Genomic DNA, 24,968 nt, shown 5'->3' on the forward strand with positions numbered 1-24,968 from the left:
CGGTGCTGGCGGCGTGCACCGACGCGGGCTTCACTGATCCGAAACCGGCTTTCTCGGTATCGGAGGGGCAGTTACATGGCTGGATTACGCTCGGCAACAATGATTATCACGGTCGGCGGTGCGCTGATCGGGGGTTGGCTGGTGTCGGCCGGGACTGCCGTCGCCGACGACCCGCTGCAGGGAATCAAAGACTTGGTCGTCAGTCAACAGCTATCGTCCAAGTGCGCGCCGCTCAACTACAACACGGCACTGGAGCGCGACGCGCAGTATTACGCCCGCAACTTCCCATCCAAGGCGTCCGTGAGTGGATACGACGGCGAGATTCGGCAGAACATCGGCATCGCGGACCCCAAGGCCAAGGCATTGGAATTGTTGACGTCCGGTGTACGTCAACAGGTTCAGGATTGCGGCTTCACCGAGTACGGAGTGGGCTTCTACCGTCTGGGCGAAACCGACTACGTCACGGTGGTGTTCGGCAAGCCGACCCCGGCACCGGACGCGACCCCGGAGAAGCCGAAGAAGGAAATCACCCTGGGCAAGCGCCCGTCGTCAACGGGGGGCACGGCGCCTCAGGTGACGGTTACCTCCGATGTCGATGTCTACGATGCGCCCAACGGAACGGGTAAGAAGATCAACGGCATATTCCTACACCAGGGAAGCAAATACGATCTGATCGCGCCGTGCAGCGACAACTGGTGTCATCTGACGATTCCCGAGGTCCAGAGCGGGGCGGGCTGGGTCTACCAGGACGGATTTCTTTCGGTTCCTTAGCTGTTCTTGCCTGCCGAGGACCGGCACTCAGGGGCCGGATACGGCACGAAGGCCGTAGAGGTAGGTCCTCAGGTACTCGTCGAGGAACGGCTCCCGGATCGGCTCGGGGATCGCGATGAGCAGCGCGTAGAGCCCGACCAGGAACGAGATGCCGTTGTGCATCACGTCGACGTCGGCCGGGATCTGACCGTCGTCGCGGGCCCGCGTCAGATCGTCGACGACGGCGACGATGAACGGGTGCGTCGCCCACTCGTCGGTGGGCGGCGCGGTCGATGAAAAATGCAGTCCGACAAAGTCTTTGAACAGATACCGGCCCAGGCGCACCTTGAGCTGCTCCAGCACGGCGATCGCCTCGGTCAGCGTCGCGCGCACGTCGTGCGGTGCGGCGAAGCGCCGGGTGAGCTCGGCGGCCATCCGCTCCTCCTCGCGGCGCTCCAGTTCGATGAGCACGTGTTCCTTGGTGGGGAAGTGGAAGTAGAAGGTGGCGTGCGCGACGCCGGCGGCGGCGACGATGGCGCCGGTGTCGGCGGCGGCCATGCCGGCGCGCCGGAACTCGGCGATCGCCGCGCCCAGCAGTCGCTCCCGGGTCTGCTGGCCCTTTCGGCCCCGCGTGGCGGTGTCGGTCGGCTTGGTCACCGGGCCAGTCTAGGGCAAAAATAACTGACTAAACTCAGAAAACGCTTTTCTTATGGGCGCGCGAGCGCTAGCGTGCACCTGGGATTATTCCCGTCCTCACGGCCGGGGAAGATCTGACTAAAGTCACAAAGGAGGCGCGGTGCAGATTCTCGCCGAGGTTCAGGACCTGCCGAAGGCGGGCAACATCAGGGCGCAGTGGGTCTGCCTGTGGTCGGGCCCCGCGGTGGCGCTCGTGCTGCTCATCGCGGCCGTCGCGTTCCCCGGATTCCACCCGCCGATGTCGCCCGAGATGTCCGCCGACGCGGTCGCGGCCTTCTACTCCGCGCACACCGCCGGCATCCGGTTCTCCCAGGTCACCTTCAACCTGTGCGGCATCCTGGTCGTGCCGTTCTTCATGGTGATCGTGGCGCAGATGAAGCGGATGGCCGGCCAAACCGACGTGTTCGCCTTCTGCTACCTCACCGCGGTGATCAGCGGCGGCACCTTCTTCGCGCTGTCCAACATCTTCTTCCTGGTCGCGGCGTTTCGCCCGGACCGCAACCCCGACTTGATCCAGCTGCTCAACGACCTGGCCTGGATCGTGTTCATAGCGCCGATCGGGATGCTGGTCAGCCAGTTCGTCCTGCTGGCACTGGCCGTCCGGTTCGACGACGGGCCCGATCCGATCTTCCCGCGCTGGGTGGGCTGGTATTCGCTGGCCACCGCCGCGGCCATCGTCCCGTCGGCCGCCGCGGCGGTCTGCCGCACCGGCCCGCTGGCCTGGGACGGACTGATCTCGTTCTGGCTGCGTAACGGTGCGCTGGCGGCGTTCGTGGTGGTGATGTTCTTCGTCCTGCGCCGTACCCTGGTGCGCCAGGCGGTGACCGACGGCGTGGTCGCCGCGTGAGCGTGCTCAGCCCGTCGGGCTACGTCACCACCCCTGACGGCAAGCCCGCCGGCAATCGCGACGTCGTCCTGATGACGTGGTTCTTCCCGCTCTGGTACGGGCTTTTCGGCATCATCATCTGCCTGCTGGCCCGGGTCACCCCCCCGCCGCGCCCCGATGTGACGACGGCCGACAAGGTCGCCTTCTTCGTCCAGCACCACACCACCATCCAGTGGGGATTCGTTGGGCTGCTCATCCTGCTGGGCGGGGCGGCGATGACCAACGGCCTGGTCGGCTACCAGATGAAGCGGATGTCGACCGGCCCGGTGCTGGCCTACGGCTACATCGGCGGCATGGGCGTGGGCGCGCTGCCCGGGTTCCTGCTCGTCTCGGTCTGCTTCCTGACCGCGGCGTTTCGCCCCGACCGCGACCCAGAGCTCATCGGGCTGCTCTACGACCTGGGGATGCTGTCCTACAACGGATCGCTGGGCTGCTTCACCGCGGCGTACCTGGTGCTGGCGATCGCGGTGCTCTACGACAAGAACAACATCTTCCCGAAATGGTTTGCCTACATCTCGATCTGGCAGATCATCACCGAGGTCGTCGCCACCCAGATGTTCCTGTTCCCGTCCGGACCGTTCGCCTGGAACGGCTCGATCTCGTTCTGGGTCGCGGTCGCCGAATTCTCCGTGTGGCTCGGCGCGCTGATCGTCATCCTGCGCAAGGCCGCCGCGGCCGAACCGCCCGTCGGCGCTGCATTGGTGGGAGCTACCCGATGAAGCAACAGGATTCCGTCGTAACCGACCCCGCGCCGTCGGCAACCGACGACGGACCGCGGCTGCCCGGAGACATCAACATGTGGGTGATGGTGCTGGGCGACCTCATCATCTTCTCCGCGTACTTCATCATCTACGCCATCTACCGGCACATGGACCCGACGGGATTCCTGGCCTCCCAGCAGCACCTGGACATCAACATCGGCTCGGTCAACACCGTCGTGCTGCTGACCAGCTCGTGGTTCATCGCCCGGGCGGTGCTGGCCGCACGCGCCGGTGACCACGTCCGAGCCACCCGGATGGTGTACTCCGCCGGCGCTTGCGGGGTCCTGTTCATGGTGCTCAAGAGCTACGAGTGGGCGGTTAAAGTCACTGCCGGGCACACCAATTCGGAGATGTTCTTCTCGTTCTACTACGTGATCACCGGCGTGCACCTGGTGCACATGCTGATCGGCCTGATCACCCTGGGCGTGGTGATCCGGGAACTGCGCAACCCCGCGCGACGGCGGACCTGGATGGTCGAAGCCGGCGCCACCTACTGGCACATGGTCGATCTGCTGTGGGTCATCATCTTCGGCCTGTTCTACGTGATGAGGTGACATGAGCGACACGGTTCCCCACACCAGCGTCCGCGCCCTGAACTGGGCGTGGATCGCGCTGGTGGCCATCACTATCGCCTTCTGGCGACTGGCGCCCGCGCATTTCACCGACACCGTGGTGCCCAGCGTCGGGGTCACCGCCCTGGTACTGGCGCTGACCTTCGTCAAGGCCCGGGTGATTTTGCGCTACTTCATGGAAATGCGCAGCGCCCCGCGCTGGCTGCGGACCGGGACCGACGTCTGGCTGGTGCTGCTGCTCGGCTCGGTCTTCGGGATCTACCTGCTCTGAGCGCTATCCCCGCTCGGCGGCCGGTTCGGGGGTCTCGTCCCCGTCGGTGGTCCCCGCTGCTTTGGCGGCCTTCCGGCGGCGCCACCACTCGTAGACCATCGGCGCGATCGAGGCCAGCACGATCAGCAGGAAGATCGGCTCCAGCAGCTTCTGGATGATCGGGAACCCACCGAGCCAATAACCCAGCAGCGTCAGGCCGATGCCCCACACCGCCGCGCCGACGGCGTTGTAGAGGGAGAACACCGCATAGTTCATCTTCGCGGCACCCGCGGTCAGCGGGGCCAGCGTCCGCACGATCGGCACGAACCGGGCGATCACAATGGCGATTGGGCCGCGCTGCTCGAAGAACGCGTGCGCCTCGTCGAGATAGCGTTGCTTGAGGAACCGGGCGTCGGGCTTGAACATCTCCAGGCCGATGAACCGGCCGATGAAGTAACCGACCTGGCCGCCCAGGATGGCGGCGATGGGGATGAAGACCAGCAGCTGCCAAAGCTGGAAACTCGCCTGCGGTACTCCGTCGGCCGCCGCCGTCGCCGCACCGCTGGCAGCCAGCATGCCCGCCACGAACAGCAGCGAGTCGCCCGGCAGTACTGGGAACAACACCCCGGACTCGACGAAAATCACCAGCAGCAGCCCGGCCAGCGCCCAGGTGCCGAAGTAGTTCAGCAGGTGCACCGGATCCATGAAGTCCGGCATCAGCGCCAGGTAGGTGGTGGCCTCTGGGGCAGCGGTCGTGATCACGACGGTCAGGGTACCCGTCGGTAACGCGGGCTCATGTCTCGTGACCGGCGCACTCCTGCGATACTGGCGGGGACTTTATCCGCGCTCAGGCAGGTTCAGCCGTCAGCCAGGAGGAAATTCCATGCCCATCGCCACGCCCGAGGTATACGCCGAGATGCTGGCCCGCGCCAAGGCGAACTCGTTCGCCTTCCCGGCCATCAACTGCACGTCCTCGGAAACCATCAACGCCGCGATCAAGGGCTTCGCCGACGCCGGCAGCGACGGCATCATCCAGTTCTCCACCGGTGGCGCGGAATTCGGTTCCGGCCTGGGTGTGAAGAACATGGTCGCCGGCGCGGTGGCGCTGGCCGAGTTCGCGCACAGCATCGCCGCGCACTACGACATCACCATCGCCCTGCACACCGACCACTGTCCCAAGGACAAGCTGGACACCTACGTCCGGCCGCTGCTGGCGATCTCCGCCGAGCGCGTCGCCAAGGGCGGTAACCCGCTGTTCCAGTCGCACATGTGGGACGGCTCGGCGGTGCCGATCGGCGAGAACCTCACCATCGCGCAGGAGCTGCTGGCCCAGGCCGTGGCCGCCAAGATCATCCTCGAGGTGGAGATCGGCGTCGTCGGCGGCGAGGAGGACGGCGTCGAGGCCGAGATCAACGACAAGCTGTACACCAGCTCGGAGGACTTCGAGAAGACCATCGACGCCCTCGGCGCCGGCGAAAAGGGCCACTACCTGCTGGCCGCGACCTTCGGCAACGTGCACGGCGTGTACAAGCCGGGCAACGTCGTGCTCAAGCCCGAGGTGCTGGCCGAGGGGCAGCGCGTCGCCGCCGCCAAGCTCGGCCTGGGCGCCGACGCCAAGCCCTTCGACTTCGTCTTCCACGGCGGTTCGGGCTCGCTGAAGTCGGAGATCGAGGACTCGCTGCGCTACGGCGTGGTGAAGATGAACGTCGACACCGACACCCAATACGCCTTCACCCGTCCGGTCGCCGGCCACATGTTCGCCAACTACGACGGTGTGCTGAAGATCGACGGCGAGGTCGGCAACAAGAAGGTCTATGACCCGCGCAGCTACCTGAAGAAGGCCGAAGCGTCGATGACCGAGCGCGTCATCGAGGCGTGCAATGACCTGCACAGCTCGGGGAAGAGTGTGTCAGCCTGATTCGACGAGCGGCCAGCCGATTCGACGAGGCGAGGAACGAGCCGAGGACGGGATCGGCTGTGGAAGTTCCGGTTCCGCGAGGAAGAGGTCAGGCTGCGAAGGCTGCAGCTTAACGGTTTGAGTGCGTGGCCCGGTCGCTAAGCGGCCGGGCCACCACTGTTTGCAGCCGACGCCGCGATCGTGGACCCGAGCTGGTACAGCCCGGCGGCGTTCGAATCCCCGCGGGTGAGCAGAACGACGACCAGGATGACGACGGCGACCAGTGCCGCGATCACCAGTACCAGCGCGACCACCCAGCCCCAGCTACCACGCTTCGGCGGAACCGGACGGGCCGGGATCGCCTGCGGGGTGGCTTGCGCGGCGCGTCCCGGGTCGGTCGGAGGTTCGGTGCCGGGCACGTCGAAGATCTCGGTGGCCGGGTCCGGCGGGGTGCTGATGATCTGGGTCGAGCCGGCGTCGAAGGCCGACGGCGCGGTGAACCGGCGCTCCGGCTCGGCCGGGGCATCGGTGGGCAGCATCTCGGTCTCGGCGAACGACGGATCGGCTGCCGGGGTGGTGTCCGGATCGTGGTCGGCGGGGGTCGACATCGGTGGGGGTTGTCCTCCCGTTCTGCGCGACGGTTCCCCCTCAGCCTAGTCGGGCTCGGCGCCGACATGACACCATGGGCCGTATGACACGCATGGGTGATCTGTTGGGCCCGGAGCCGGTACTGCTGCCCGGGGACCCCGAGGCCGAGGACCTGCTGGACGCCGGCGAGAACGCCGCGTCGGTGGCCGCCGGGCACCCGTCGGCCTCGGTGGCCTGGGCTGCGCTGGCCGAGCAGGCGCTGGCCGACGACAAGGTCGTCACCGCCTATGCCTACGCCCGCACCGGCTATCACCGCGGCCTGGATCAGTTGCGCCGCAACGGCTGGAAGGGTTTCGGCCCGGTGCCGTTCGCCCACGAACCGAACCAGGGATTCCTGCGCTGCGTCGCCGCACTGGCCCGCGCCGCCGACGAGATCGGCGAGACCCCGGAGTACCAGCGCTGCCTGGACCTGCTCGACGACTGCGATCCGGTGGCGAGGGTGGAGCTGGGCGTCAAGTAGCGCTTGGCTACGCGACCGGGAGCTTGAGCACCTGCGTAGGTCCATTGTCGGCGACGTAGCCGTCGATGAGCGCCATGTCGATGTAGAGGCGCCCGTCAATTTCGCCGTAGTCGTGGATGGGCACGATGTGGGCGTTGTGCAGTCGAGCCGCGGAGTGCGCCCCGCGGCGGAACCGCTGCTCGAATGTGGGGTCCTGGGCGAAGTTCGCCGGCAGCAGCTTCACGGCGACGATCCGGTCGGTGCCGCTGTCGGGAGCGCGCCAGACCTCGCCCATGCCGCCGCGGCCGAGCAGGTCGAGCAGCCGGTAGCGCCCGAACGGTGTGCCCTCCACGAACGCTCCTCCTGCCACGCAAAGCCGTTTCAGAGACCAACCGGTGACGGCAGCGTCGATCGGCACCAAAAGGCGTGGTGGATCAGTGCTGCCAGAACAGGGTGAGTCCGTAGCCGAGGCCGGCCAGGGGCTCGATGCCGCCGAGCAAGCCGTAGATGCGCAGCACCAGGTCGAAGAACCAGCCGTTCAGCGGCGGCACCATGAGCAGCACGATCAGGATCAGGAAACCCCACTGCCGCATGGGTTCCAGGGCCTGGCGGGTCTGCGGGCTCAGGTGCGGCTCCAGTGCGCCGTAGCCGTCCAGACCGGGGATCGGCAGCAGGTTCAGCACCAGGGCCATCACCTGCAGCAGTGCCAGGAATGAGATCCCGGCCCAGAACACGCTGTGTTCCGGGGTGTGGCCGACCCGGGTCGCTGCGAGCAGCAGCACCGCCAGGATCAGGTTGGCCGACGGCCCGGCCAGCGAGACCAGGCTGCGCTGGCGCTTGGTCATGAAGTTGATGCGCACCCACACCGCTCCGCCCGGCAGGGCGATGCCGCCCATGAGGATGAACAGGATCGGCAACAGCAGCGACATCACCGGGTTCGCGTATTTCAGCGGGTTGAGCGTCAGGTAGCCGCGGACCGCGACATCGTGATCGCCGAAGCGCCAGGCCGTGACGGCGTGGCCGAACTCGTGCAGGCACAGCGACACCACCCAGCCCGCGATGACCAGCACGAACACCGAGGCGTAGGCCATCACCGGGATCGGTAGCGAGGCTTCCCCGGCGAACCAGGCGCCGACCCCGCCGAGCGCGGCCACCCCGAGGACGGCCAGAAACACCGGGCTGGGTCGGACAGCAGGCCGGATGGGATGCACGGTCACCCCACCATCATGGCCGAGCGTGGGCCGAAACCAACCCGCGCGGTGGGTAAGACCCACGTTCGGCGGTGGATCGAGTAGCGACGGGCGTGCCACGACTACAGCAGGCGAGCCACGGGTACCGCGGGCCCCGTCACGAGTACCGAATGTTTACCGGTGGCAGCCGATAACTGGATAATCCACGCGAAGGCCCGCATTCGTCACGGTTTGGTACTGCCCAGCGGAAGAGCTGTATCGGCACAGCACCTACCCAGACCGATATTTGGATAATCCACCTATCGCCCGCCCCAGGTGTTCTTCCGATACGCCGCGGCGAGTACTGCGCTGCTCAGCCGACCCGCAACCAGTCCACGGTGTGGCGGTAGAACGTGGAGCGGCGCACCGGGCGGGGGATCTCCACGCCGTCGCGGACCACCCGGGCGCCGGTGGTGCCCAGCTGCGCGGCCCGGCCGGCCACCCAGCGATGCCGGCGCCACCGCCCGCGGTCGACTGCGGCCCGCAACCCCGGTGCGGTGTCCAGAGGCTCGATCCGCAGCGCGGTGACCACGCCGTCGAACAGCACGGTGTCATCGACGATGCCCTCGCCGACGATCTGCCCGGACCCCGGCGGCGGCAACCACAAACCCTTGCCGACCAGCACCGTTGCCGTCTCGTCGCGGATCAGCGGCACGGCCCTGGCCGCCCCGCTGCGCGCGCGCCCGGCAAGCCGGGCGCGCCGCAGCGGTGCCACGGCCAGGTCGAGCCGCTCCAGCCGCAGCAGGCGGGTCAGCACAACCGACAGCTCGGCATCACCACCGGCCACCAGAAGCCGCCCCTCGTCCGGCAGCACAGAGTCGATGTCGGTGGCTGAGGCCATGTCGTGGGCCGGCAGATCCGACAGCGCGGCCGGCACGGACCGGTCGCCGAACCGCAGCAGCACAGCCGGGGGCATGCTCACTTGGCTCCTAACCGGTTGACGGGGCGCTTGGTCGGATAAGGTAGCTCACCGGCTGGGAGGCAGATTCCTAGTGACAGGCGGGAGAGTAGGCCATGCCGGCAATTGTCCTGATCGGAGCCCAATGGGGTGACGAGGGAAAGGGTAAGGCCACCGATTTGCTCGGTGGGCGAGTCCAGTGGGTGGTGCGCTACCAGGGCGGCAACAACGCCGGGCACACCGTGGTCCTGCCGACCGGCGAGAACTTCGCCCTGCACCTCATCCCGTCCGGCATCCTCACCCCCGGCGTCACCAACGTCATCGGCAACGGCGTCGTCGTCGACCCGGGCGTGCTGCTCGACGAGCTCAAGGGCCTCCAGGACCGCGGCGTCGACACCGCCCGGCTGCTGCTGTCGGCCGACGCCCACCTGCTCATGCCCTATCACGTGGCCATCGACAAGGTCACCGAGCGCTACATGGGCTCCAAGAAGATCGGCACCACCGGCCGCGGCATCGGGCCCTGCTACCAGGACAAGATCGCCCGCATCGGCATCCGCGCCGCCGACGTCCTCGACGAGGCCGCGCTGGCGCAGAAGATCGAGGCGGCCCTGGAGTTCAAGAACCAGGTGCTGGTCAAGATCTACAACCGCAAGGCGCTGGACCCCGACGAGGTGCTGACCACCCTCCTGGAACAAGCCGAAGGCTTCAAGCACCGCATCGCCGACACCCGGCTGCTGCTGGCCGAGGCGCTGGCCGAAGGTCAGACGGTGTTGCTGGAGGGCTCTCAGGGCACCCTGCTCGACGTCGACCACGGCACCTACCCGTTCGTGACATCGAGCAACCCGACTTCGGGCGGTGCGGCCGTCGGCTCCGGCATCGGCCCCACCCGGATCACCACCGTGCTGGGCATCCTGAAGGCCTACACCACCCGGGTCGGCTCGGGCCCGTTCCCCACCGAGCTGTTCGACGAGCACGGCGCCTACCTGGCCAAGACCGGCGGGGAGGTCGGGGTGACCACCGGCCGGGCGCGGCGCTGTGGTTGGTTCGACGCCGTCATCGCCCGCTACGCCACCCGGGTCAACGGCATCACCGACTACTTCCTGACCAAGCTCGACGTGCTGTCCAGCCTGGAGACCGTGCCGATCTGCGTCGGCTACAGCGTCGATGGCCGGCGCACCGACGAGATGCCGATGACCCAGTCCGAATTCGCCCGCGCCGAGCCGGTGTATGAAGAGATGCCGGGGTGGTGGGAGGACATCTCCGACGCTCGGGAGTTCGACGACCTGCCCGCCAGGGCCCGCGACTACGTGCTTCGGCTCGAAGAGCTGGCCGGGGCGCCGATGTCGTGCATCGGCGTCGGTCCGGGCCGCGATCAGACCATCGTGCGCCGCGACGTGCTGGCGGCCCGGTGACCGAAAACGGCCCGGTGACCAGCGCAGGCCACAAAGACGACGAGGATCACGCGCAGTTCGGTGGCTTCCCGGTTTTCGAGGCCGCCACGCCCGGGCCCGGCTTCGGCGAGTTCCTGACCGGCATGCGCCGGCTGCAGGACCTGGCCGTCTCGACCGACCCCGACGACGACACCTGGGATGCGGCGGCGAAGCAGGTCAACGCGCTGGTGCAGCTGTTGGAGCCGTACCGCTGCGGCGAGGGCGTCGGGCCCGCCGGGCGCACCCCGAAATTGCCCGGCGCCGGCAACCTGCTGATGCCGGAGTGGAAGGTCACCCGGTTCGATTCCGACGGCGTCGAGCTGATCGTCACCTTCAGCCGGTACCACGTCGGCGGCAACAACGCCGTGCACGGCGGGGTGCTGCCGCTGCTGTTCGACTCGGTGTTCGGCATGGTCATCCACGCCACCGGCCGGCCGATCAGCCGCACCGCCTACCTGCACGTGGACTACCGCAAGGTCACCCCGATCAATGTCGGTCTGACCGCGCGGGGCTGGATCACCGAGGCCGAGGGCCGCAAGGCGTTTGTCGCCGCCGACCTGCGTGATCCCGACGGGAATGTGCTCGCCGGGGCCAACGGCCTGATGATCCGGCTGCTCCCCGGACAGCCGTAACCCCTGCGCGCGGCGCGACGGCGGGCCATGCTGGTGGGCGTGACCGACCGACCCGCCGCCGTTCCCCCGCCACGAGGCACCGTCACCGATTCCCAGACCGTGCTGCTGCCGTCGGCGCGCAAGATCGCCGACCTGACCGGCCCGGGCATCACCGACGCGCTCGGCGTCGGCGGCACCGACCTCGGTGTCTCGGTGGTCGCGCCCAACGGCGCGATAGTCTCGGCGTTCGGCGACACCTTCTCCGGCCCGAAGCCGGGTTCCGGGGACTGGCGGGCGCCGGTGCTGCTGATCGGCTCCGGTGACGCCGCGACCCCGCTGCGCTGGAACCGGGCCGGCGGGCCGAACCCCAACCGCGCCGAGCAGCCCTGGTTCTACGTGCACGACAGCGCCGCCACCGGCTGGCGCCGCGGCGGGTTCTCCACCGTCATCCCGTCGGACCTGCTGCGGGTCGGGGACCGAATGTACATGCACGTCATGGTCAATCGGGATTATCCGAACGTCATCTGGACCGAGATCTGGACCTCGGCCGACAGCGGGGTGAGCTGGACGCACATGGGGGAGCAGGCCAAGTTCGCCGCCGACCTGCACGGCGGGCGCGCGCAGTTGTGGGCCTGGGACTACAACCCCGACGACGGCTGGGTGTACGTCGTGTCCACCGGCAACACCCGCGACACGGGCATCATCCTGCGCCGGGTCCGACCAGCCGACATCGGCAACCGAGATGCATACGTGGGCTGGGGATTTGCCAACTCGGTGTGGGCCTGGGGCAACGAGCCGACCCCCATCACGCCGCCGGGGGAGCGGTGGGGCGAGCTGTGCCTGCGCCGGCTGGCACCCGGAAAGTGGGTGCTCGGCGGCTTTCTGGCGTCCGCGGCGGCGCTGGGCTACCGCACCGTCACCTCGCCGACGGCCAATCTTTATCTGGCGCCGGTGCAGAAGCCGGTGGTCGGCTCCAGCTGGTCCGACGAGGACCACGCGCACGGGCGTGTCGCCCAGCTCTATGGCGGCTACCTGCTGCCCGGATCGCGACTCGGCGTGGCCGGTGGCGTCGGTCTGGTTGTGTCGCAATGGAATACCAACGACGGCTGGCCCTACCGTGCCATGCAGTTCGCGGCGACCCTACGCGACACCACGGCCTGACGCGACACCACCACGACCTGAAACGACATCACCACCCAGCGCGACACACGATCACCCGTTGAGCGAGGCCTCCAGCAGATCGAGGTCGTGCATCAGCGTGCGCAGCACCTCGTCGTCGATGCGGTTGGCATCGCGCTCGGCGATGAACGACTCCCGTTCGGCGGCAATCATTTCCAGCCGTAGCCGCCGGTAGGCCGCCGCGGGCGCGGGTCCCTGTCCCTCGTCGCTCTCCATCGGTTGCTTCCAGGCATCCGAGCGACGGCGGTTGTTCCACTCCCGCAGCAGCCGGGCGGCGGCCTCGTACGCCGCCATCGGCTTGCCCTCCTCGCGGGCGTCGGCCAGCAACTCGTTGAGCCGACGGTCGGCGCTTTCGGCGGCCCGGGTGCGCGCGGCGACGATCGCCAGCGCGTCCGCCCGGGCGTCGTCGCCGCGCACCCCGAGCGTGCGCACCAGCCACGGCAGCGTCAGCCCGTGCAACAACAGCGTGCCGATCACCACGACGAAGGTCAGGAACACGATGTAGGGCCGGCCGGGGAACTCGTCGCCGGACAGCGTCGTCATCGGCACCGCGAACGCCGCCGCCAGCGACACCACCCCGCGCATCCCCGCCCAGGCGACCACGAACAGGGCGCTCGGCGGCGGGCGGTTGCCGCCGGGAACCAGCCACGACGGCGTCAGATACGCGAAGGCGAACACCCACAGGATGCGTACGACGAGCACCGCGGCGAACACCGCGACCGCCGAACCGAGCAGCACGGTCGCCGGGATCCCGGTCAGGTCCCGGACCACAGCCGGCAGCTGCAGCCCGATCAGCAGGAACGCGACGGACTCCAGGATCAGCTGTACGGAGCGCCAGACGGCCTGGTCCTGCAACCGGGTGGCGTAGCCGGCGTCGGTGGCCCGCTGGCCCAGCATCAGCGACGCGGTCACCACCGCCAGCACACCGGATGCCTGCACCTGCTCACCGATCAGATAGCAGACGAACGGCGCGACCAAGCCGATCGCACTCTCGGCCACCGGGTCGTTGAGCCGGGCCCGGACGAACAGGATCAGCTTGCCCATGACCACGCCGACCAGCACCCCGCCCGCCACCGCCCAGACGAACACGCCGACCGCATGCCCCCAGCTCTCGGCCATCCCGATCGCGGCAGCCAGCGCCAGCTTGTAGGCGGTCAGCGACGTCGCGTCGTTGAGCAGGCTCTCGCCGCCGAGCAGACTCATCAACCGGCGCGGCAACCCGAGCCGGCGGCCGATGGCGGTCGCCGACACCGCATCCGGGGGAGCCACGATCGCGCCCAGCACCAGCGCCGCGGCCAGCGGAAGCGCCGGCACGGTCTGGTAGGCGACAAACCCGACCACCGCAGTGGTGGCCAGCGGCAGCCCCACCGCCAGCAGGCCGACGGTGGCTGCGTTCTTGCGCAGATCCATGTACGAGCTCTCCAGCCCGGCGGTCCACAGCAGCGGCGGCAGGATCACGTACAGCACGAACTCGGGATCGAGAACCAGCGTGGGCAGGCCGGGGATGAGCGTCATGGCCAGCCCGGCGACCACGAGCATCAGCGGCGAGGACAACCCGAATCGCCGGGCGATCGCGGCCAGCAGGACCGCGGCGACCACTGCCGCCAGCACCTCTGCGGGCAAAATGTTGCCTCCGTTCAGGATTCCTGCACCTATCCTGGGACGGGTGTGCTCCCGCCCCGCCCCGACTTTGCGCGCCCGGGTTCCGCGCGCCCGGACTCCCGCGGTCGGGACGGCACGGTGAATTCTGTCAGCATGCCCGATCACCGGCCGCGCGTCGCACTGTTGGGATCCGGTGAACTTGGCGCCGAGCAGGTCGCCGCGTTCACCCGGCTGGGGGTCGAGGTCGTCGCGGTGGACAGCCGCCCCGGCGGTGCGGCCGCCCGCATCGCCGACGCCGCCGAGGTGGTAACGCTGACCGATCCGGAGGCGCTGACGGCGTTGCTGCGCCGCGTCGCGCCGGGCTATGTCGTCAGCGCCACCGACGCGGTGGCCGCCGGTGCGCTGGCAGCGTTCGAGGACGACGGCGCGACCGTGGCGCCCAGTGCCCGCAACGTTCGGCTGGCCCTGGACCGCGAGGGGCTGCGCCGGTTGGCCGCCGACGAGCTCGGACTGCCCACCGTGCCGTTCTGGTTCGCCGCGTCGGCGACCGAACTGGCGGCGATCGCCGAGCACGCCGGCTTCCCGATGGTGGTCAAGCCGCTGGTCGCGCTGCCGGGTGAGGGCCAGTCGGTGCTGCTGCGGCCCGCCGACGTCGAACCGGCCTGGCAGCGTGCGGTGTCGGTGGCCGGCCGGATCACCCACCAGCGGGTGCTGGCCGAGGCCGTCGTCGAGATCGACTACGAGCTGACCCTGCTGACCGTGCGTGGCGCCGACGCGACCATGTCGTTCTGCGAACCGATCGGGCACCGCCAGCTCGACGGCTTCGCCGGCTCGGCCGTCACCGAGTCCTGGCAGCCCCAGCCGATGAGTCAGGTGGCGCTGGAATCGGCCCGCTCGATCGCGGCCCGGATCGTCAACGCGTTGGGCGGCCGCGGCCTGTTCGGGGTGGAACTGCTGGTCAGCGGCGACGAGGTGTATTTCTCCGACGTCACCGGCTGGCCGACCGAGGCGGGTCTGCTGACCCTGGTGTCGCAGCGGCTCAACGTGTTCGACCTGCACGCCCGCGCGGTGCTGGGGCTGCCGCTGGACACCATCATGGTCAGCCCGTCGGCCGCCGAACTCACCTACGGTGGCGCCGACGCCGCGCGCCCGGGCATCGACGCGCTGGCCATGGCCCTGCAGGTGCCCGAGACCGATGTGCGAGTGTTCACCGGGTCCGGCCGCGCTGCGCAGCGGCGCCTCGAGCTGACACTGGCGACCGCCCCGGAGGTCGCCGAGGCCCGGGACCGGGTACGACGGGCGTCGTCCGCGCTGCGGGCGAACGCCGGAGGCAGGAGTGGGAAACCGGATGAGCGAGAGCGCTGACCGCGACGGCACTGACCGCGACGACGACGAACGCACCGGCGGCAGCCCGCTGCCCTTCATGGTCGCTCTCGGCGTGGTGGTGCTGGTGCTGATCGGGATCGGCCTCAACGCGCTGCTGAACTCCGACGAGCAGACCGATCAGGACCAGGTGATCCGCGCCGCGATCGGCCAGAACGACGCCCTGCAGCGGGTCGACTACAACGCGTACGCCGGGTTCACCTGCCCGTCGCTGGTCGGGACCGCCGATCAGCTCGCCGCGCGGCAGAAGGCGTCGGTGGCCGCCCACGGCGACCGGTACGTCGACGGGGTGAACAACATCGTCGTCGACGGTGACCGGGCGACGGCGACCGTCGTCTACTTCTTCGGCGACGACCGGTCGAAGAAGGTCGACACCGCAACCACCTTCGAGCGGCACGATGGCCACTGGCAGGTGTGCACCGCATCGTGACCGCGGGTCATCCGGGCATAAACTGACCGGGTGAACTACGCCGGAGACATCACCCCCGAACAGTCCTGGACCCTGCTGTCCGAGCACCCCGACGCCGTGCTGGTGGACGTCCGCACCCCCGCCGAATGGGCGTTCGTCGGCGCGCCGGACCTGACGGATCTGGGCCGCGAGGTCGTCTTCGTGCCGTGGAACCGCACCGATGGCACGCACAATGAGGACTTTGTGGCCGATCTGATCGCCGCCGGTGTGACACCGGGTGATCGGCCGGTGGTGTTCCTGTGCCGCTCGGGCAACCGGTCCATCCCGGCGGCCGAGGTGGCCACCGCGGCCGGCATCGCCCCGTCGTACAACATGCTCGACGGGTTCGAGGGGCAGCTCGACGAGCAGCGGCACCGCGGCCGCGGCGGCTGGAAGTCCGTCGGGCTGCCGTGGGTGCAGTCGTGAGCTCTGGTTCCGATCAGGCTGATTCCGTCGCGTCCGTCCCGTCGGTTCGCATTCCCAAGTCGCTGCCCGAGGGCGTCAGTCAGGCCACCATCGGGGTGCGCGGCGGGCTGATGCGCTCGGGGTTCGAGGAGACCTCCGAGGCGCTTTTCCTGAACTCCGGTTACACCTACGCCACCGCCGCCGACGCGGAGAAGGCGTTCACCGGTGAGATCGACCGGTTCGTCTACTCCCGCTACGGCAACCCGACGGTCCAGATGTTCGAGGAACGACTGCGGCTGATGGAGGGTGCCGAGGCGGCGTTCGCGACGGCCAGCGGTATGGCCGCGGTGTTCACCTCGCTCGGGGCGCTGCTGGGTGCCGGGGACCGCCTGGTGGCCGCCCGCAGCCTGTTCGGCTCGTGTTTCGTGGTGTGCAACGAGATCCTGCCGCGCTGGGGTGTGGAGACGGTGTTCGTCGACGGCGAGGACCTCGACCAGTGGGAGCAGGCACTGTCGGTGCCGACCCAGGCGGTGTTCTTCGAGACGCCGTCGAACCCGATGCAGTCGCTGGTGGACATCGCCGCGGTCGCCGAGCTGTCCCACGCCGCGGGCGCAAAGGTGGTGCTGGACAACGTCTTTGCCACCCCGCTGCTCCAGCAGGGCCTACCGCTGGGCGCAGACGTCGTGGTGTATTCGGGCACCAAGCACATTGACGGCCAGGGCCGAGTGCTCGGCGGCGCGATCCTGGGGACTCGCGAGTACATCGACGGGCCGGTGCAGACGCTGATGCGCCACACCGGGCCCGCGCTGAGTCCGTTCAACGCGTGGACGCTGCTCAAGGGCCTGGAGACCATGCCGCTGCGGGTCGACTACGCCAACGCCTCGGCGCTGCGCATCGCGGAGTTCCTGGAGGGCCACCCCGCGGTGAGCTGGGTGAAATACCCATTCCTGGCGTCGCACCCGCAGTACGAGCTGGCCCGACGGCAGATGTCCGGCGGCGGCACGGTCATCACCTTCGAACTCGTGGCGCCCGTTGACGGCGGCAAGGCGCGGGCGTTCGAGGTGCTCGACAAGCTGAAGCTGATCGACATCTCCAACAACCTGGGCGACTCCAAGACGCTGATCACCCACCCGGCGACCACCACGCACCGGGCGATGGGCCCCGAGGGCCGCGCCGCGATCGGCCTGGGCGACGGCGTGGTGCGCATCTCGGTGGGCCTGGAGGGCACCGAGGATTTGATCACCGACCTGGGCCAAGCGCTGGGCTGAGCCTGCGAGGCCCAGGGCGCAGGAGACAGGTCGTTTCAACCGGCGCCTGGGCCAAGCGCTGGGCTGAGCCTGCGAGGCCCAGGGCGCAGGAGACAGGTCGTTTCAACCGGCGCCTGGGCCAAGCGCTGGGCTGAGCCTGCGAGGCCCAGGGCGCAGGAGACAGGTCGTTTCAACCGGCGCCTGGGCCAAGCGCTGGGCTGAGCCTGCGAGGCCCAGGGCGCAGGAGACAGGTCGTTTCAACCGGCGCCTGGGCCAAGCGCTGGGCTGAGCCTGCGAGGCCCCCTTCCCCTCGACCGTGAGCCTTAGCCAACCGCCAGGTTGCGGGAGGTCCACGTTCGGCGGTGTGGCCACGTTCATCCGGAACAGAGGCTGGAATCCGGTGCTGGAAATACGGCGTGGGTTCTGAGTCAACGGGAGAGAGCGGCATGTCGACCGGGGACACGCACTCGGCCGGGTGGTTGGGCTCAGTCGATGCCCGTCGACCCCTCGGCACGCTGTTCGTAGCCGGCGCGGGTCGTGCGGTCGAAGTCGAGGAACACCCGGTCGTTGCCGAGCCGGTGGCTGAGCCAGCGGCGGGCGCCGGTGGGTAGCACCGAGGAGGCGGCGGCGAGGTAACGCATCATCCCGGGCACCGAGGTCGCCGTCGTGGGCCTGTCCAGGACCTTGACCACCGCCGCGGCGACGTCGGCCGGTTCGACGGTCTGCTGGGCGGCCGTGGTGTGTGTCCCCGCGATGAGTTCGGTGTTGGTGAAGGTCGGCATGATGGTGCTGACGTGCACGCCCTGGGGCGCGAACTCGTCGGACAGCGCGGCGCTGAGGCCGACGACGGCGAACTTGGTGCCGGCGTAGACGGCCTGCCCGGGTACCGGGATGAGGCCGGCGACCGACGCGATGTTGACGACGTGCCCCGAGCGCCGCGCCGCCATCTCCGGCAGCACCAGCCGGCAGCCGGTCAGCACGCCGTACAGATTCACCTCGACCGCGGTGCGAATGGCCTGGTCGGACTGTTCCAGGAACGGGCCGACCGGCATAACCCCCGCGTTGTTGATCAGCACGTCGATGCGGCCGCCGTCGCCTCGGGCTGCATCGAGGAACGCGGCGAACGACTCCGGCGCGGTGACGTCGACGGGATGTCCGGTGACCGTGCCGCGGGCGGACAGCTGCGCGACGGCGGCGTCCAGGGCCGGGCGGTCGCGGTCACCGATGACGACGCGTGCCCCGCGGTCCAGCAGCGCCTCGGCGGTGGCGTAGCCGATGCCGCGGGCGGCTCCGGTGATGACGACGGTGCGGCCCGCGATGTTGTTCATGGCGTGACCCTACCCGCTGATAATTGACACCTGTCAATAGTTCAGCAGTGGGCCTGGGCGGCCAGCTCGCGGATCGGTGCGTGCCACACCTCGCCGTGGCCGGGCACCAGGATCTCGGCGTCGACGTCGGCCAGCGCCGTCAGGCTGGCGCGACACCGCGCCTCGTCGTGGTTGAACACCGACGGCAGCAGCTGCGGCCCGACCCGGCCGCTGACCGGATGGCCGGTGACCAGCGCATCGCCACTGACCAGCACCGAACCCACCAGGTACGAGCAGTGCCCGCCGGTGTGGCCGGGGGTCGGCACCGCCCGCGGCGCGCCCGGCAACGCGGCGGCCAACTCCGGGGTCAGTGCGGCGGCGGTCGGTATGCCGGCCGGGGTCAGCGCGCCGAGCCGGGCGATCTCCAGCGACCAGCGCAGCCACCGGGGCCGCCAGGCCTGCCGGGCTATCTGGGTGGGGGACGCCTGTTCCAGATAGTCGCGGCGGGCGTGGCCCACCTCGTCGGCGTGGCAGTACACCGGCACGTGGTGTTCGCCTGCCAGCCAGATCGCGGTGCCGAAATGGTCCACGTGGGCGTGGGTCAGCAGCACCGCGGCGACGTCGGCGGGCCGGTAGCCGAGCTCGGCCAGCGACGCCAGCACGGCGGAGCGGTCACCGGGAAATCCGGCGTCGATCAGCAGCACCGCGTTGTCGCCGGTCACCAGCGTCCAGTTCACGTGCGGGGTGTGCGCGGCGTAGACCGTGTCGGTGACCCGGACGAGGCTGTTGCCGGCCACTGTTGCCATGGCGTCGAGCCTAGAGCGTCGCGGGCCCGCGGGCCGATGGACGACGGGACCCAGGGCGCCCTGATGCGTGGCCGCCGGTTGGAGTAGAAACAAGGACGTGGCTGAACTCAAACTCGGATACAAGGCATCGGCGGAGCAGTTCGCGCCTCGGGAACTCGTGGAGCTGGCGGTGCTGGCCGAGGCGCACGGCATGGACAGCGCGTCGGTCAGCGACCACTTCCAGCCGTGGCGACACGAGGGCGGCCACGCTCCGTTCTCGCTGGCCTGGATGACCGCGGTCGGGGAACGGACCTCGCGCATCCAGCTGGGCACCTCGGTGCTGACCCCGACGTTCCGCTACAACCCGGCGGTGATCGCGCAGGCTTTCGCGACCATGGCCTGCCTGTACCCGGATCGGGTGTTCCTGGGTGTGGGCACCGGCGAGGCACTCAACGAGATCGCCACCGGCTTCACCGGCGAATGGCCCGATTTCAAGGAGCGGTTTGCCCGGCTGCGCGAGTCGGTGCGGCTGATGCGGGAACTGTGGCGCGGGGGCCGCGTCGATTTCGACGGCGACTACTACCACCTCAAGGGCGCCTCCATTTACGACGTGCCCGCGGACGGGGTGCCGGTCTACATCGCGGCCGGCGGACCCGTCGTCGCCAAGTACGCCGGGCGGGCCGGTGACGGCTTCATCTGCACCTCCGGCAAGGGCGCGGAGCTCTACGCCGAGAAGCTGATGCCCGCCGTTGCCGAGGGTGCCGCAGCCGCCGGCCGCAGTGTCGAGGACATCGACAAGATGATTGAGATCAAAATCTCCTATGACCCGAATCCTGAACTGGCACTGGAGAACACCCGATTCTGGGCGCCGCTGTCGCTGACCGCCGAGCAAAAGCACGACATCGACGACCCAATCGAGATGGAGCGCGCGGCCGACGCCCTGCCCATTGAGCAGGTCGCCAAGCGCTGGATCGTGGCCTCGGATCCCGACGAGGCCGTCGAGAAGGTCGGCCAGTACGTCTCCTGGGGTCTCAACCACCTGGTGTTCCACGCCCCGGGGCACGACCAGCGCAGGTTCCTGAACCTCTTCGAGACGGATCTGGCGCCACGCCTGCGCAAGTTGGCGTGACCGAGGTCTGCCTGAATCCCCGTCCGGTCGGCCCGGCTGACACACTGTAGGTCGTGTCCGACACCGCCAGCCGCACCACCGCGATCTACATCGCCGCACCCGAGGGTGACACCGGAAAATCGACCATCGCGCTCGGCATCCTGAATCGGCTGCGTGCCATCGCGCCGCGGGTCGGGGTGTTCCGGCCGATCACCCGCGTCGGCGAGGGCCGGGACTACATCCTGGAACTGCTGCTCGCGCAGAGCACCGCCGGACTGGACTACGACGAATGCGTCGGCGTCGGTTACCAGCAGCTGCACACCGACACCGACACCGCGATCGCCACCATCGTCGACCGGTTCCATGCGATGGCCGACCGCTGCGACGCCGTGCTGATCGTCGGCAGCGACTACACCGACGTCGCAACACCCAGTGAACTCTCGGTGAACGCCCGGATCGCGGCCAACCTCGGCGCCCCGGTGGTGCTGGCGGTGGGCGGGCAGGGCCGCACCCCCGCGCAGATCGCCCAGTCCGTCGAGGTGTGCCTGGCCGAGATCGCCGCCCAGCATGCGCACACCGCGGCGGTGGTGGCCAACCGCTGCAACCCCGAACAGCTGGCGGACGTCGCCGCCGCGCTCGCACCACTCGCGAAGAACTCCTACGTGCTGCCCGAGGAACCGATGCTCACCGCCCCGTCGGTCGCCGAACTGCTGGAGGCCGTGGACGGCACCATGATCAAGGGCGACGAGGCATTGCTGGGCCGGGAGGTGCTGGGCGTGCTGGTGGCCGGGATGACGGCAGAGCATGTGCTGGAACGGCTTTCCGAGGGCATGGCCGTCATCACCCCGGGGGACCGCTCCGACGTGGTGCTCTCGGTGATGGGTGCCCATGCCGCCGAGGGGTTCCCGTCGCTGTCCACGGTGATCCTCAACGGCGGTCTGGACCTGCACCCGTCGATCGCTGCGCTGGTCGACGGCCTGCGGCTGCGGCTGCCGGTCATCACCACCGATCTGGGCACCTTCGAAACCGCGAAAACCGTTGCCGGCACCCGCGGCCGGATGACCCTGCGGTCCCAGCGCAAGATCGACACCTCGCTGGAGCTGATGGAACGCCACGTGGACGTCTGCGAACTGGTCGCCGCGCTGTCGCTGCCGATCCCGACGGTCACCACCCCGCAGATGTTCGAACACGAGCTGTTCGAGCGCGCCCGCTCGGACCGCCGCCGGATCGTGCTGCCCGAGGGCGATGACGACCGGATCCTGCAGGCCGCCGGCCGGCTGCTGCGCCGCGGCGTCGCCGACCTCACCATCCTCGGTGAGGCATCGGTGGTCCGGGCGCGCGCCACCGAACTGGGCCTGGACATCTCGGCGGCCGACGTCATCGACCCGGTGAGCTCGCCGCTGCGCGATGGGTTCGCCGCGCAGTACGCCGAACTGCGCCGCAAGAAGGGGGTCACCCACGACCAGGCGCGCGAAATCATGCGTGACGTCTCCTATTTCGGCACCATGCTGGTGCACAACGGGATGGTCGACGGGATGGTCTCCGGCGCCCGGCACACCACCGCCCACACCGTGCGCCCGGCGCTGGAGATCATCCGCACCGCGCCCGGCATCAACACCGTGTCGTCGATCTTCCTGATGTGCCTGGCCGACCGGGTGCTGGCCTACGGTGACTGCGCCATCGTGCCCGACCCCACCAGCGAGCAGCTCGCCGACATCGCCATCAGCTCGGCGCTCACCGCCGCGCAGTTCGGCATCGACCCGCGGGTCGCCATGCTGTCCTACTCTACGGGATCCTCCGGTGCCGGTGCGGATGTGGAAAAGGTCGCTGTGGCAACCCAACTGGTCCGCGATCGGGCACCGGAAATCCTGGTGGAAGGCCCGATCCAGTACGACGCCGCGGTGGAGCCCACCGTCGCGCTGACCAAGATGCCCGATTCCCCGGTCGCCGGGCGGGCCACCGTGCTGATCTTCCCGGACCTCAACACCGGCAACAACACCTACAAGGCCGTGCAGCGCAGCGCGGGCGCGGTCGCCATCGGGCCGGTGCTGCAGGGGCTGAACAAGCCGGTGAACGACCTGTCCCGCGGGGCACTGGTGACCGACATCGTCAACACCGTGGCCATCACGGCCGTCCAGGCGCAGGGGGAATTGCGGTGAACCGCACGGTCCTGGTGATCAACTCTGGATCATCGTCACTGAAATTCTCACTGGTACAGCCCGATTCCGGCCTGGAGATCGCCGACGGCATCGTCGAGCGGATCGGCGACGACCCGTCGTCGGCGCGGGTGCGGTTCGGCGAGCGCACGGTGTCCCGGTCCTGCCACGTCGCCGATCACGACGCCGCCCTGCGGCTGGCCTTCGAGATGCTCACCGAGGCCGGCGGCGACCTGGACACCGTCGGGCTGGTCGCCGTCGGACACCGGATGGTGCACGGCGGGCGGCGGATGTACGCGCCGACACGGCTCGACGACGAGGCGGTGGCCGTCATCACCGAGCTGTCCCCGCTTGCGCCGCTGCACAATCCGCCGGGACTGCACGGCATCGAGGTGGCCCGCCGGCTGCTGACCGACGTGCCGCACGTCGGGGTGTTCGACACCGCCTTCTTCCACGACCTGCCCGATGCCGCCGCCCGCTACGCCATCGACCGGGAGATCGCGGAACGCTGGCAGATTCGCCGATACGGATTCCACGGCACCTCGCACCGCTACGTCAGCGAGCAGGCCGCGCAGTTCCTCGGCAGGCCGACTACCGAGCTGAATCAGATTGTGCTGCACTTGGGTAACGGTGCGTCGGCGTCGGCGATCGCCGGCGGCCGGGCGGTGGACACCTCGATGGGAATGACGCCGCTGGAGGGCCTGGTGATGGGCACCCGCAGCGGCGACCTGGACCCGGGGATCATCTTCTACCTGGCCCGCGAGGCGGGCATGTCCTCGGCCGAGATCGAGAGCATGCTCAACCGCCGTTCCGGGGTGTTCGGTGTCGGTGGTGCCATCGACTTCCGGGAACTGCACCGGCGCATCGACGCTCGTGATGCCGATGCCCGGCTGGCCTACGACATCTACATCCACCGGCTGCGCAAGTATATCGGCGCCTACTTGGCCGTCCTCGGTGGCGCGGACGTCATCTCGTTCACCGCGGGGGTCGGGGAGAACGACGCGGCGGTGCGCGCGGATTCCCTGGCGGGGTTGCAGCGGTTGGGGATTCACATCGACGAGACCCGAAACCGTGCGCCCGACAGCGGGATCCGCCGGATCTCGGCCGACGATTCCCCGGTCACCGTGCTGGTGGTGCCCACCAACGAGGAACTGGCCATCGCCCGCGACGTGGTGGCCGTGGTGGACCTGATCAGCCCGGAAGCCGCCGGTTGACACCCAGCCCGACGCCGGTCGCGGCGGCCAGGGCGACAGTGGCCAGCACCACCCAGGCGTGGCTGGCGTCGCCCGGCACGATCTGGTAGCCGAGCTGGTTGCGCAGGTCGGTATAGGCGCGGTCGAGTTCGTCGAGGTTCTCGGCGTGGAACAGCCGCCCGTCGGCGATCTCGGTGATCCGTCGCAGCGTCGCGTCGTCCACGGGTACCGGGATCTGCTGCCCCTGGATCTCGACGGTGCCGTTCGGGGTGCCGAAGGAGATCGCCGAGATCTTGACGCCCTGCTCCTTGGCCGAGCGCGCGGCGGTGAACCCGCCACGGGTGGCGTTCGGGTCGGCCGGGACGGTCTCCTTACCGTCGGATTCCAGCACGATGGACATCGGCGGCGGGCCCTCGCCGCCGCCGATTGACCCGGACACCGCGGCGATCTGGGCGAGCGCGGTGAGAATACCCTCGCCGGTGGCGGTGCGCTCCTGGGCCTGCAGCTTGTCGATGGCGGCGTCCATGGCGTGCCGGTTGGTGGTCGGTGGCATCAACACCGTTGCGGTTCCGGCGAATTCGACCAGACCAAGGTTGATGCCGGCCGGTAGCGTATCGGCGAACCGCTTGCCCGCCGCCTTCGCGGCCTCCAACCGGCTGGGGGCGACGTCGCGGGCGACCATGGATTCGCTGACGTCGATGACCAGCATGACGATGGCCCGGTTGCGCGGAATCCGCACATCGTGGGTGGGGCCGGCGAGTGCGACGGTGAGCAGCACCAGGCCCAGGGCGGTCAGCGCCGCGGCCAGGTGCCGCAGCCGGGGGTTGGGACTCGGCGGGGCGACGGTGTCGAGCAGTTCGGTGTTGGCGAACCGCAGCACGTGGCGGTGCCGGCGCCGCAGCATCAGCAGGTAGCCGGCGACGGCGGCCGCGGCGACGAGGGCGAACAGGAAGAACCACGGGTGGGCGAACCCGGTCAGCGTCACCGGGCCCAGCAGCGGCAGATCCATGGGCGCCGAGGCTAGCCGGGAACCCTCGGGGATTCCCCAAACCGGCTGGGGGTTTGCTGTGCCCGGTGGGGAGGCGTGG

26 protein-coding genes and 1 pseudogene are annotated in these 24,968 nt (G+C 69.1%); 17 read left to right on the top strand and 10 right to left on the bottom strand.

Annotated elements, in window-relative coordinates:
* Positions 1 to 99 precede the first annotated feature (99 nt).
* Complete coding sequence (locus tag G6N16_RS04795) at positions 100 to 771, top strand: spore germination YkwD domain-containing protein (protein WP_083030076.1); 672 nt, start codon at positions 100 to 102, stop codon at positions 769 to 771.
* Positions 772 to 798: 27 nt separating this feature from the next.
* Here the strand turns inward: G6N16_RS04795 and G6N16_RS04800 are convergent, their stop codons facing one another.
* The gene (locus G6N16_RS04800; RefSeq protein ID WP_234805774.1) at positions 799 to 1,407 is read right to left on the bottom strand and encodes a TetR family transcriptional regulator; all 609 of its coding nucleotides are present in this window, start codon (positions 1,405 to 1,407) and stop codon (positions 799 to 801) included.
* 139 nt (positions 1,408 to 1,546) lie between these two features.
* On the opposite strand from G6N16_RS04800, the gene G6N16_RS04805 reads away from it, so the two are divergent.
* Genes G6N16_RS04805 through G6N16_RS04820 form a run of 4 tightly spaced genes read left to right on the top strand, consistent with a single transcriptional unit; the run spans position 1,547 to position 3,936 of the window.
* Complete coding sequence (locus G6N16_RS04805; protein WP_083030075.1) at positions 1,547 to 2,293, top strand: hypothetical protein; 747 nt, start codon at positions 1,547 to 1,549, stop codon at positions 2,291 to 2,293.
* Complete coding sequence (locus G6N16_RS04810; protein ID WP_110810782.1) at positions 2,290 to 3,051, top strand: hypothetical protein; 762 nt, start codon at positions 2,290 to 2,292, stop codon at positions 3,049 to 3,051. Before G6N16_RS04805 ends, G6N16_RS04810 begins: the two co-directional genes overlap by 4 nt.
* Positions 3,048 to 3,647 (top strand): cytochrome c oxidase subunit 3 family protein, encoded by a 600-nt coding sequence (locus tag G6N16_RS04815; RefSeq protein WP_083030073.1) that lies wholly within the window; start codon positions 3,048 to 3,050, stop codon positions 3,645 to 3,647. The genes G6N16_RS04810 and G6N16_RS04815 overlap by 4 nt, the downstream gene beginning before the upstream one ends.
* A 1-nt stretch (position 3,648) precedes the next feature.
* The gene (locus G6N16_RS04820; protein ID WP_083030072.1) at positions 3,649 to 3,936 is read left to right on the top strand and encodes a cytochrome C oxidase subunit IV family protein; all 288 of its coding nucleotides are present in this window, start codon (positions 3,649 to 3,651) and stop codon (positions 3,934 to 3,936) included.
* Between the two features lie 3 nt (positions 3,937 to 3,939).
* Here G6N16_RS04820 and G6N16_RS04825 read toward each other — a convergent pair whose 3' ends face one another.
* Positions 3,940 to 4,632 carry a VTT domain-containing protein gene (locus G6N16_RS04825; protein WP_083030115.1) on the bottom strand — a complete coding sequence of 231 codons (693 nt, stop codon included), beginning with the start codon at positions 4,630 to 4,632 and terminating at the stop codon, positions 3,940 to 3,942.
* 166 nt (positions 4,633 to 4,798) lie between these two features.
* On the opposite strand from G6N16_RS04825, the gene fbaA reads away from it, so the two are divergent.
* A complete protein-coding gene (gene fbaA, locus G6N16_RS04830; RefSeq protein WP_083030071.1) occupies positions 4,799 to 5,833 on the top strand; it encodes a class II fructose-bisphosphate aldolase in 1,035 nt (344 codons plus the stop codon).
* A gap of 137 nt (positions 5,834 to 5,970) precedes the next feature.
* Here fbaA and G6N16_RS04835 read toward each other — a convergent pair whose 3' ends face one another.
* Positions 5,971 to 6,420: a hypothetical protein gene (locus G6N16_RS04835; protein WP_083030070.1), complete on the bottom strand. Its 450-nt coding sequence runs from the start codon at positions 6,418 to 6,420 to the stop codon at positions 5,971 to 5,973.
* Positions 6,421 to 6,503: 83 nt separating this feature from the next.
* Here G6N16_RS04835 and G6N16_RS04840 point away from each other — a divergent pair, with 83 nt between their 5' ends.
* Positions 6,504 to 6,920, top strand: coding sequence for a DUF3151 domain-containing protein (locus tag G6N16_RS04840; protein ID WP_083030069.1), 417 nt, complete (start codon positions 6,504 to 6,506; stop codon positions 6,918 to 6,920).
* 37 nt (positions 6,921 to 6,957) lie between these two features.
* On the opposite strand, the pseudogene G6N16_RS04845 reads toward G6N16_RS04840, so the two are convergent.
* The 3 genes and pseudogenes from G6N16_RS04845 to G6N16_RS04855 all read right to left on the bottom strand — a co-directional run.
* Positions 6,958 to 7,251: pseudogene (locus tag G6N16_RS04845) on the bottom strand (serine/threonine-protein kinase); the annotation flags it as partial.
* Between the two features lie 82 nt (positions 7,252 to 7,333).
* Positions 7,334 to 8,116 (bottom strand): site-2 protease family protein, encoded by a 783-nt coding sequence (locus tag G6N16_RS04850; RefSeq protein ID WP_083030068.1) that lies wholly within the window; start codon positions 8,114 to 8,116, stop codon positions 7,334 to 7,336.
* 325 nt (positions 8,117 to 8,441) lie between these two features.
* Complete coding sequence (locus G6N16_RS04855) at positions 8,442 to 9,044, bottom strand: peptidase M50 (protein ID WP_163787959.1); 603 nt, start codon at positions 9,042 to 9,044, stop codon at positions 8,442 to 8,444.
* A 98-nt stretch (positions 9,045 to 9,142) separates the two neighbouring features.
* On the opposite strand from G6N16_RS04855, the gene G6N16_RS04860 reads away from it, so the two are divergent.
* From G6N16_RS04860 to G6N16_RS04870, 3 genes are all read left to right on the top strand, one after another.
* Entirely contained in the window at positions 9,143 to 10,438 is a 1,296-nt protein-coding gene (locus tag G6N16_RS04860) for an adenylosuccinate synthase (RefSeq protein WP_083030066.1), read from the top strand.
* Positions 10,435 to 11,088 carry a PaaI family thioesterase gene (locus G6N16_RS04865; protein WP_234805773.1) on the top strand — a complete coding sequence of 218 codons (654 nt, stop codon included), beginning with the start codon at positions 10,435 to 10,437 and terminating at the stop codon, positions 11,086 to 11,088. The genes G6N16_RS04860 and G6N16_RS04865 overlap by 4 nt, the downstream gene beginning before the upstream one ends.
* Positions 11,089 to 11,190: 102 nt before the next feature.
* A complete protein-coding gene (locus tag G6N16_RS04870) occupies positions 11,191 to 12,228 on the top strand; it encodes a glycoside hydrolase family 183 protein (protein ID WP_234805779.1) in 1,038 nt (345 codons plus the stop codon).
* Between the two features lie 51 nt (positions 12,229 to 12,279).
* Here G6N16_RS04870 and G6N16_RS04875 read toward each other — a convergent pair whose 3' ends face one another.
* Positions 12,280 to 13,869 carry a Na+/H+ antiporter gene (locus G6N16_RS04875; protein WP_163787775.1) on the bottom strand — a complete coding sequence of 530 codons (1,590 nt, stop codon included), beginning with the start codon at positions 13,867 to 13,869 and terminating at the stop codon, positions 12,280 to 12,282.
* Between the two features lie 132 nt (positions 13,870 to 14,001).
* On the opposite strand from G6N16_RS04875, the gene purT reads away from it, so the two are divergent.
* The 4 genes from purT to G6N16_RS04895 are packed head-to-tail and all read left to right on the top strand — an operon-like array spanning position 14,002 to position 17,352.
* Entirely contained in the window at positions 14,002 to 15,213 is a 1,212-nt protein-coding gene (gene purT, locus G6N16_RS04880; RefSeq protein ID WP_083030063.1) for a formate-dependent phosphoribosylglycinamide formyltransferase, read from the top strand.
* Positions 15,197 to 15,661 (top strand): Rv0361 family membrane protein, encoded by a 465-nt coding sequence (locus G6N16_RS04885; RefSeq protein ID WP_083030062.1) that lies wholly within the window; start codon positions 15,197 to 15,199, stop codon positions 15,659 to 15,661. The genes purT and G6N16_RS04885 overlap by 17 nt, the downstream gene beginning before the upstream one ends.
* Before the next feature lie 30 nt (positions 15,662 to 15,691).
* Positions 15,692 to 16,105, top strand: coding sequence for a rhodanese-like domain-containing protein (locus G6N16_RS04890; RefSeq protein WP_083030061.1), 414 nt, complete (start codon positions 15,692 to 15,694; stop codon positions 16,103 to 16,105).
* Complete coding sequence (locus G6N16_RS04895) at positions 16,102 to 17,352, top strand: O-succinylhomoserine sulfhydrylase (protein ID WP_083030060.1); 1,251 nt, start codon at positions 16,102 to 16,104, stop codon at positions 17,350 to 17,352. Before G6N16_RS04890 ends, G6N16_RS04895 begins: the two co-directional genes overlap by 4 nt.
* A gap of 464 nt (positions 17,353 to 17,816) precedes the next feature.
* Here G6N16_RS04895 and G6N16_RS04900 read toward each other — a convergent pair whose 3' ends face one another.
* Complete coding sequence (locus G6N16_RS04900; RefSeq protein ID WP_083030059.1) at positions 17,817 to 18,659, bottom strand: SDR family oxidoreductase; 843 nt, start codon at positions 18,657 to 18,659, stop codon at positions 17,817 to 17,819.
* 41 nt (positions 18,660 to 18,700) lie between these two features.
* A complete protein-coding gene (locus tag G6N16_RS04905) occupies positions 18,701 to 19,444 on the bottom strand; it encodes an MBL fold metallo-hydrolase (RefSeq protein ID WP_083030058.1) in 744 nt (247 codons plus the stop codon).
* A 97-nt stretch (positions 19,445 to 19,541) separates the two neighbouring features.
* Between G6N16_RS04905 and fgd the strand changes: the two genes are divergently transcribed.
* The 3 genes from fgd to G6N16_RS04920 are packed head-to-tail and all read left to right on the top strand — an operon-like array spanning position 19,542 to position 23,901.
* A complete protein-coding gene (gene fgd / locus G6N16_RS04910) occupies positions 19,542 to 20,552 on the top strand; it encodes a glucose-6-phosphate dehydrogenase (coenzyme-F420) (RefSeq protein ID WP_083030057.1) in 1,011 nt (336 codons plus the stop codon).
* Positions 20,553 to 20,605: 53 nt separating this feature from the next.
* Positions 20,606 to 22,690 (top strand): phosphate acetyltransferase, encoded by a 2,085-nt coding sequence (gene pta, locus G6N16_RS04915; RefSeq protein WP_083030056.1) that lies wholly within the window; start codon positions 20,606 to 20,608, stop codon positions 22,688 to 22,690.
* Positions 22,687 to 23,901: an acetate kinase gene (locus G6N16_RS04920; RefSeq protein WP_179961183.1), complete on the top strand. Its 1,215-nt coding sequence runs from the start codon at positions 22,687 to 22,689 to the stop codon at positions 23,899 to 23,901. The genes pta and G6N16_RS04920 overlap by 4 nt, the downstream gene beginning before the upstream one ends.
* On the opposite strand, the gene G6N16_RS04925 is transcribed toward G6N16_RS04920, so the two are convergent.
* Positions 23,879 to 24,889 carry a VWA domain-containing protein gene (locus tag G6N16_RS04925; RefSeq protein ID WP_083030054.1) on the bottom strand — a complete coding sequence of 337 codons (1,011 nt, stop codon included), beginning with the start codon at positions 24,887 to 24,889 and terminating at the stop codon, positions 23,879 to 23,881. The genes G6N16_RS04920 and G6N16_RS04925 overlap by 23 nt on opposite strands.
* Positions 24,890 to 24,968 lie beyond the last annotated feature (79 nt).

Source organism: Mycolicibacterium insubricum, assembly GCF_010731615.1.
GTDB lineage: Bacteria > Actinomycetota > Actinomycetes > Mycobacteriales > Mycobacteriaceae > Mycobacterium > Mycobacterium insubricum.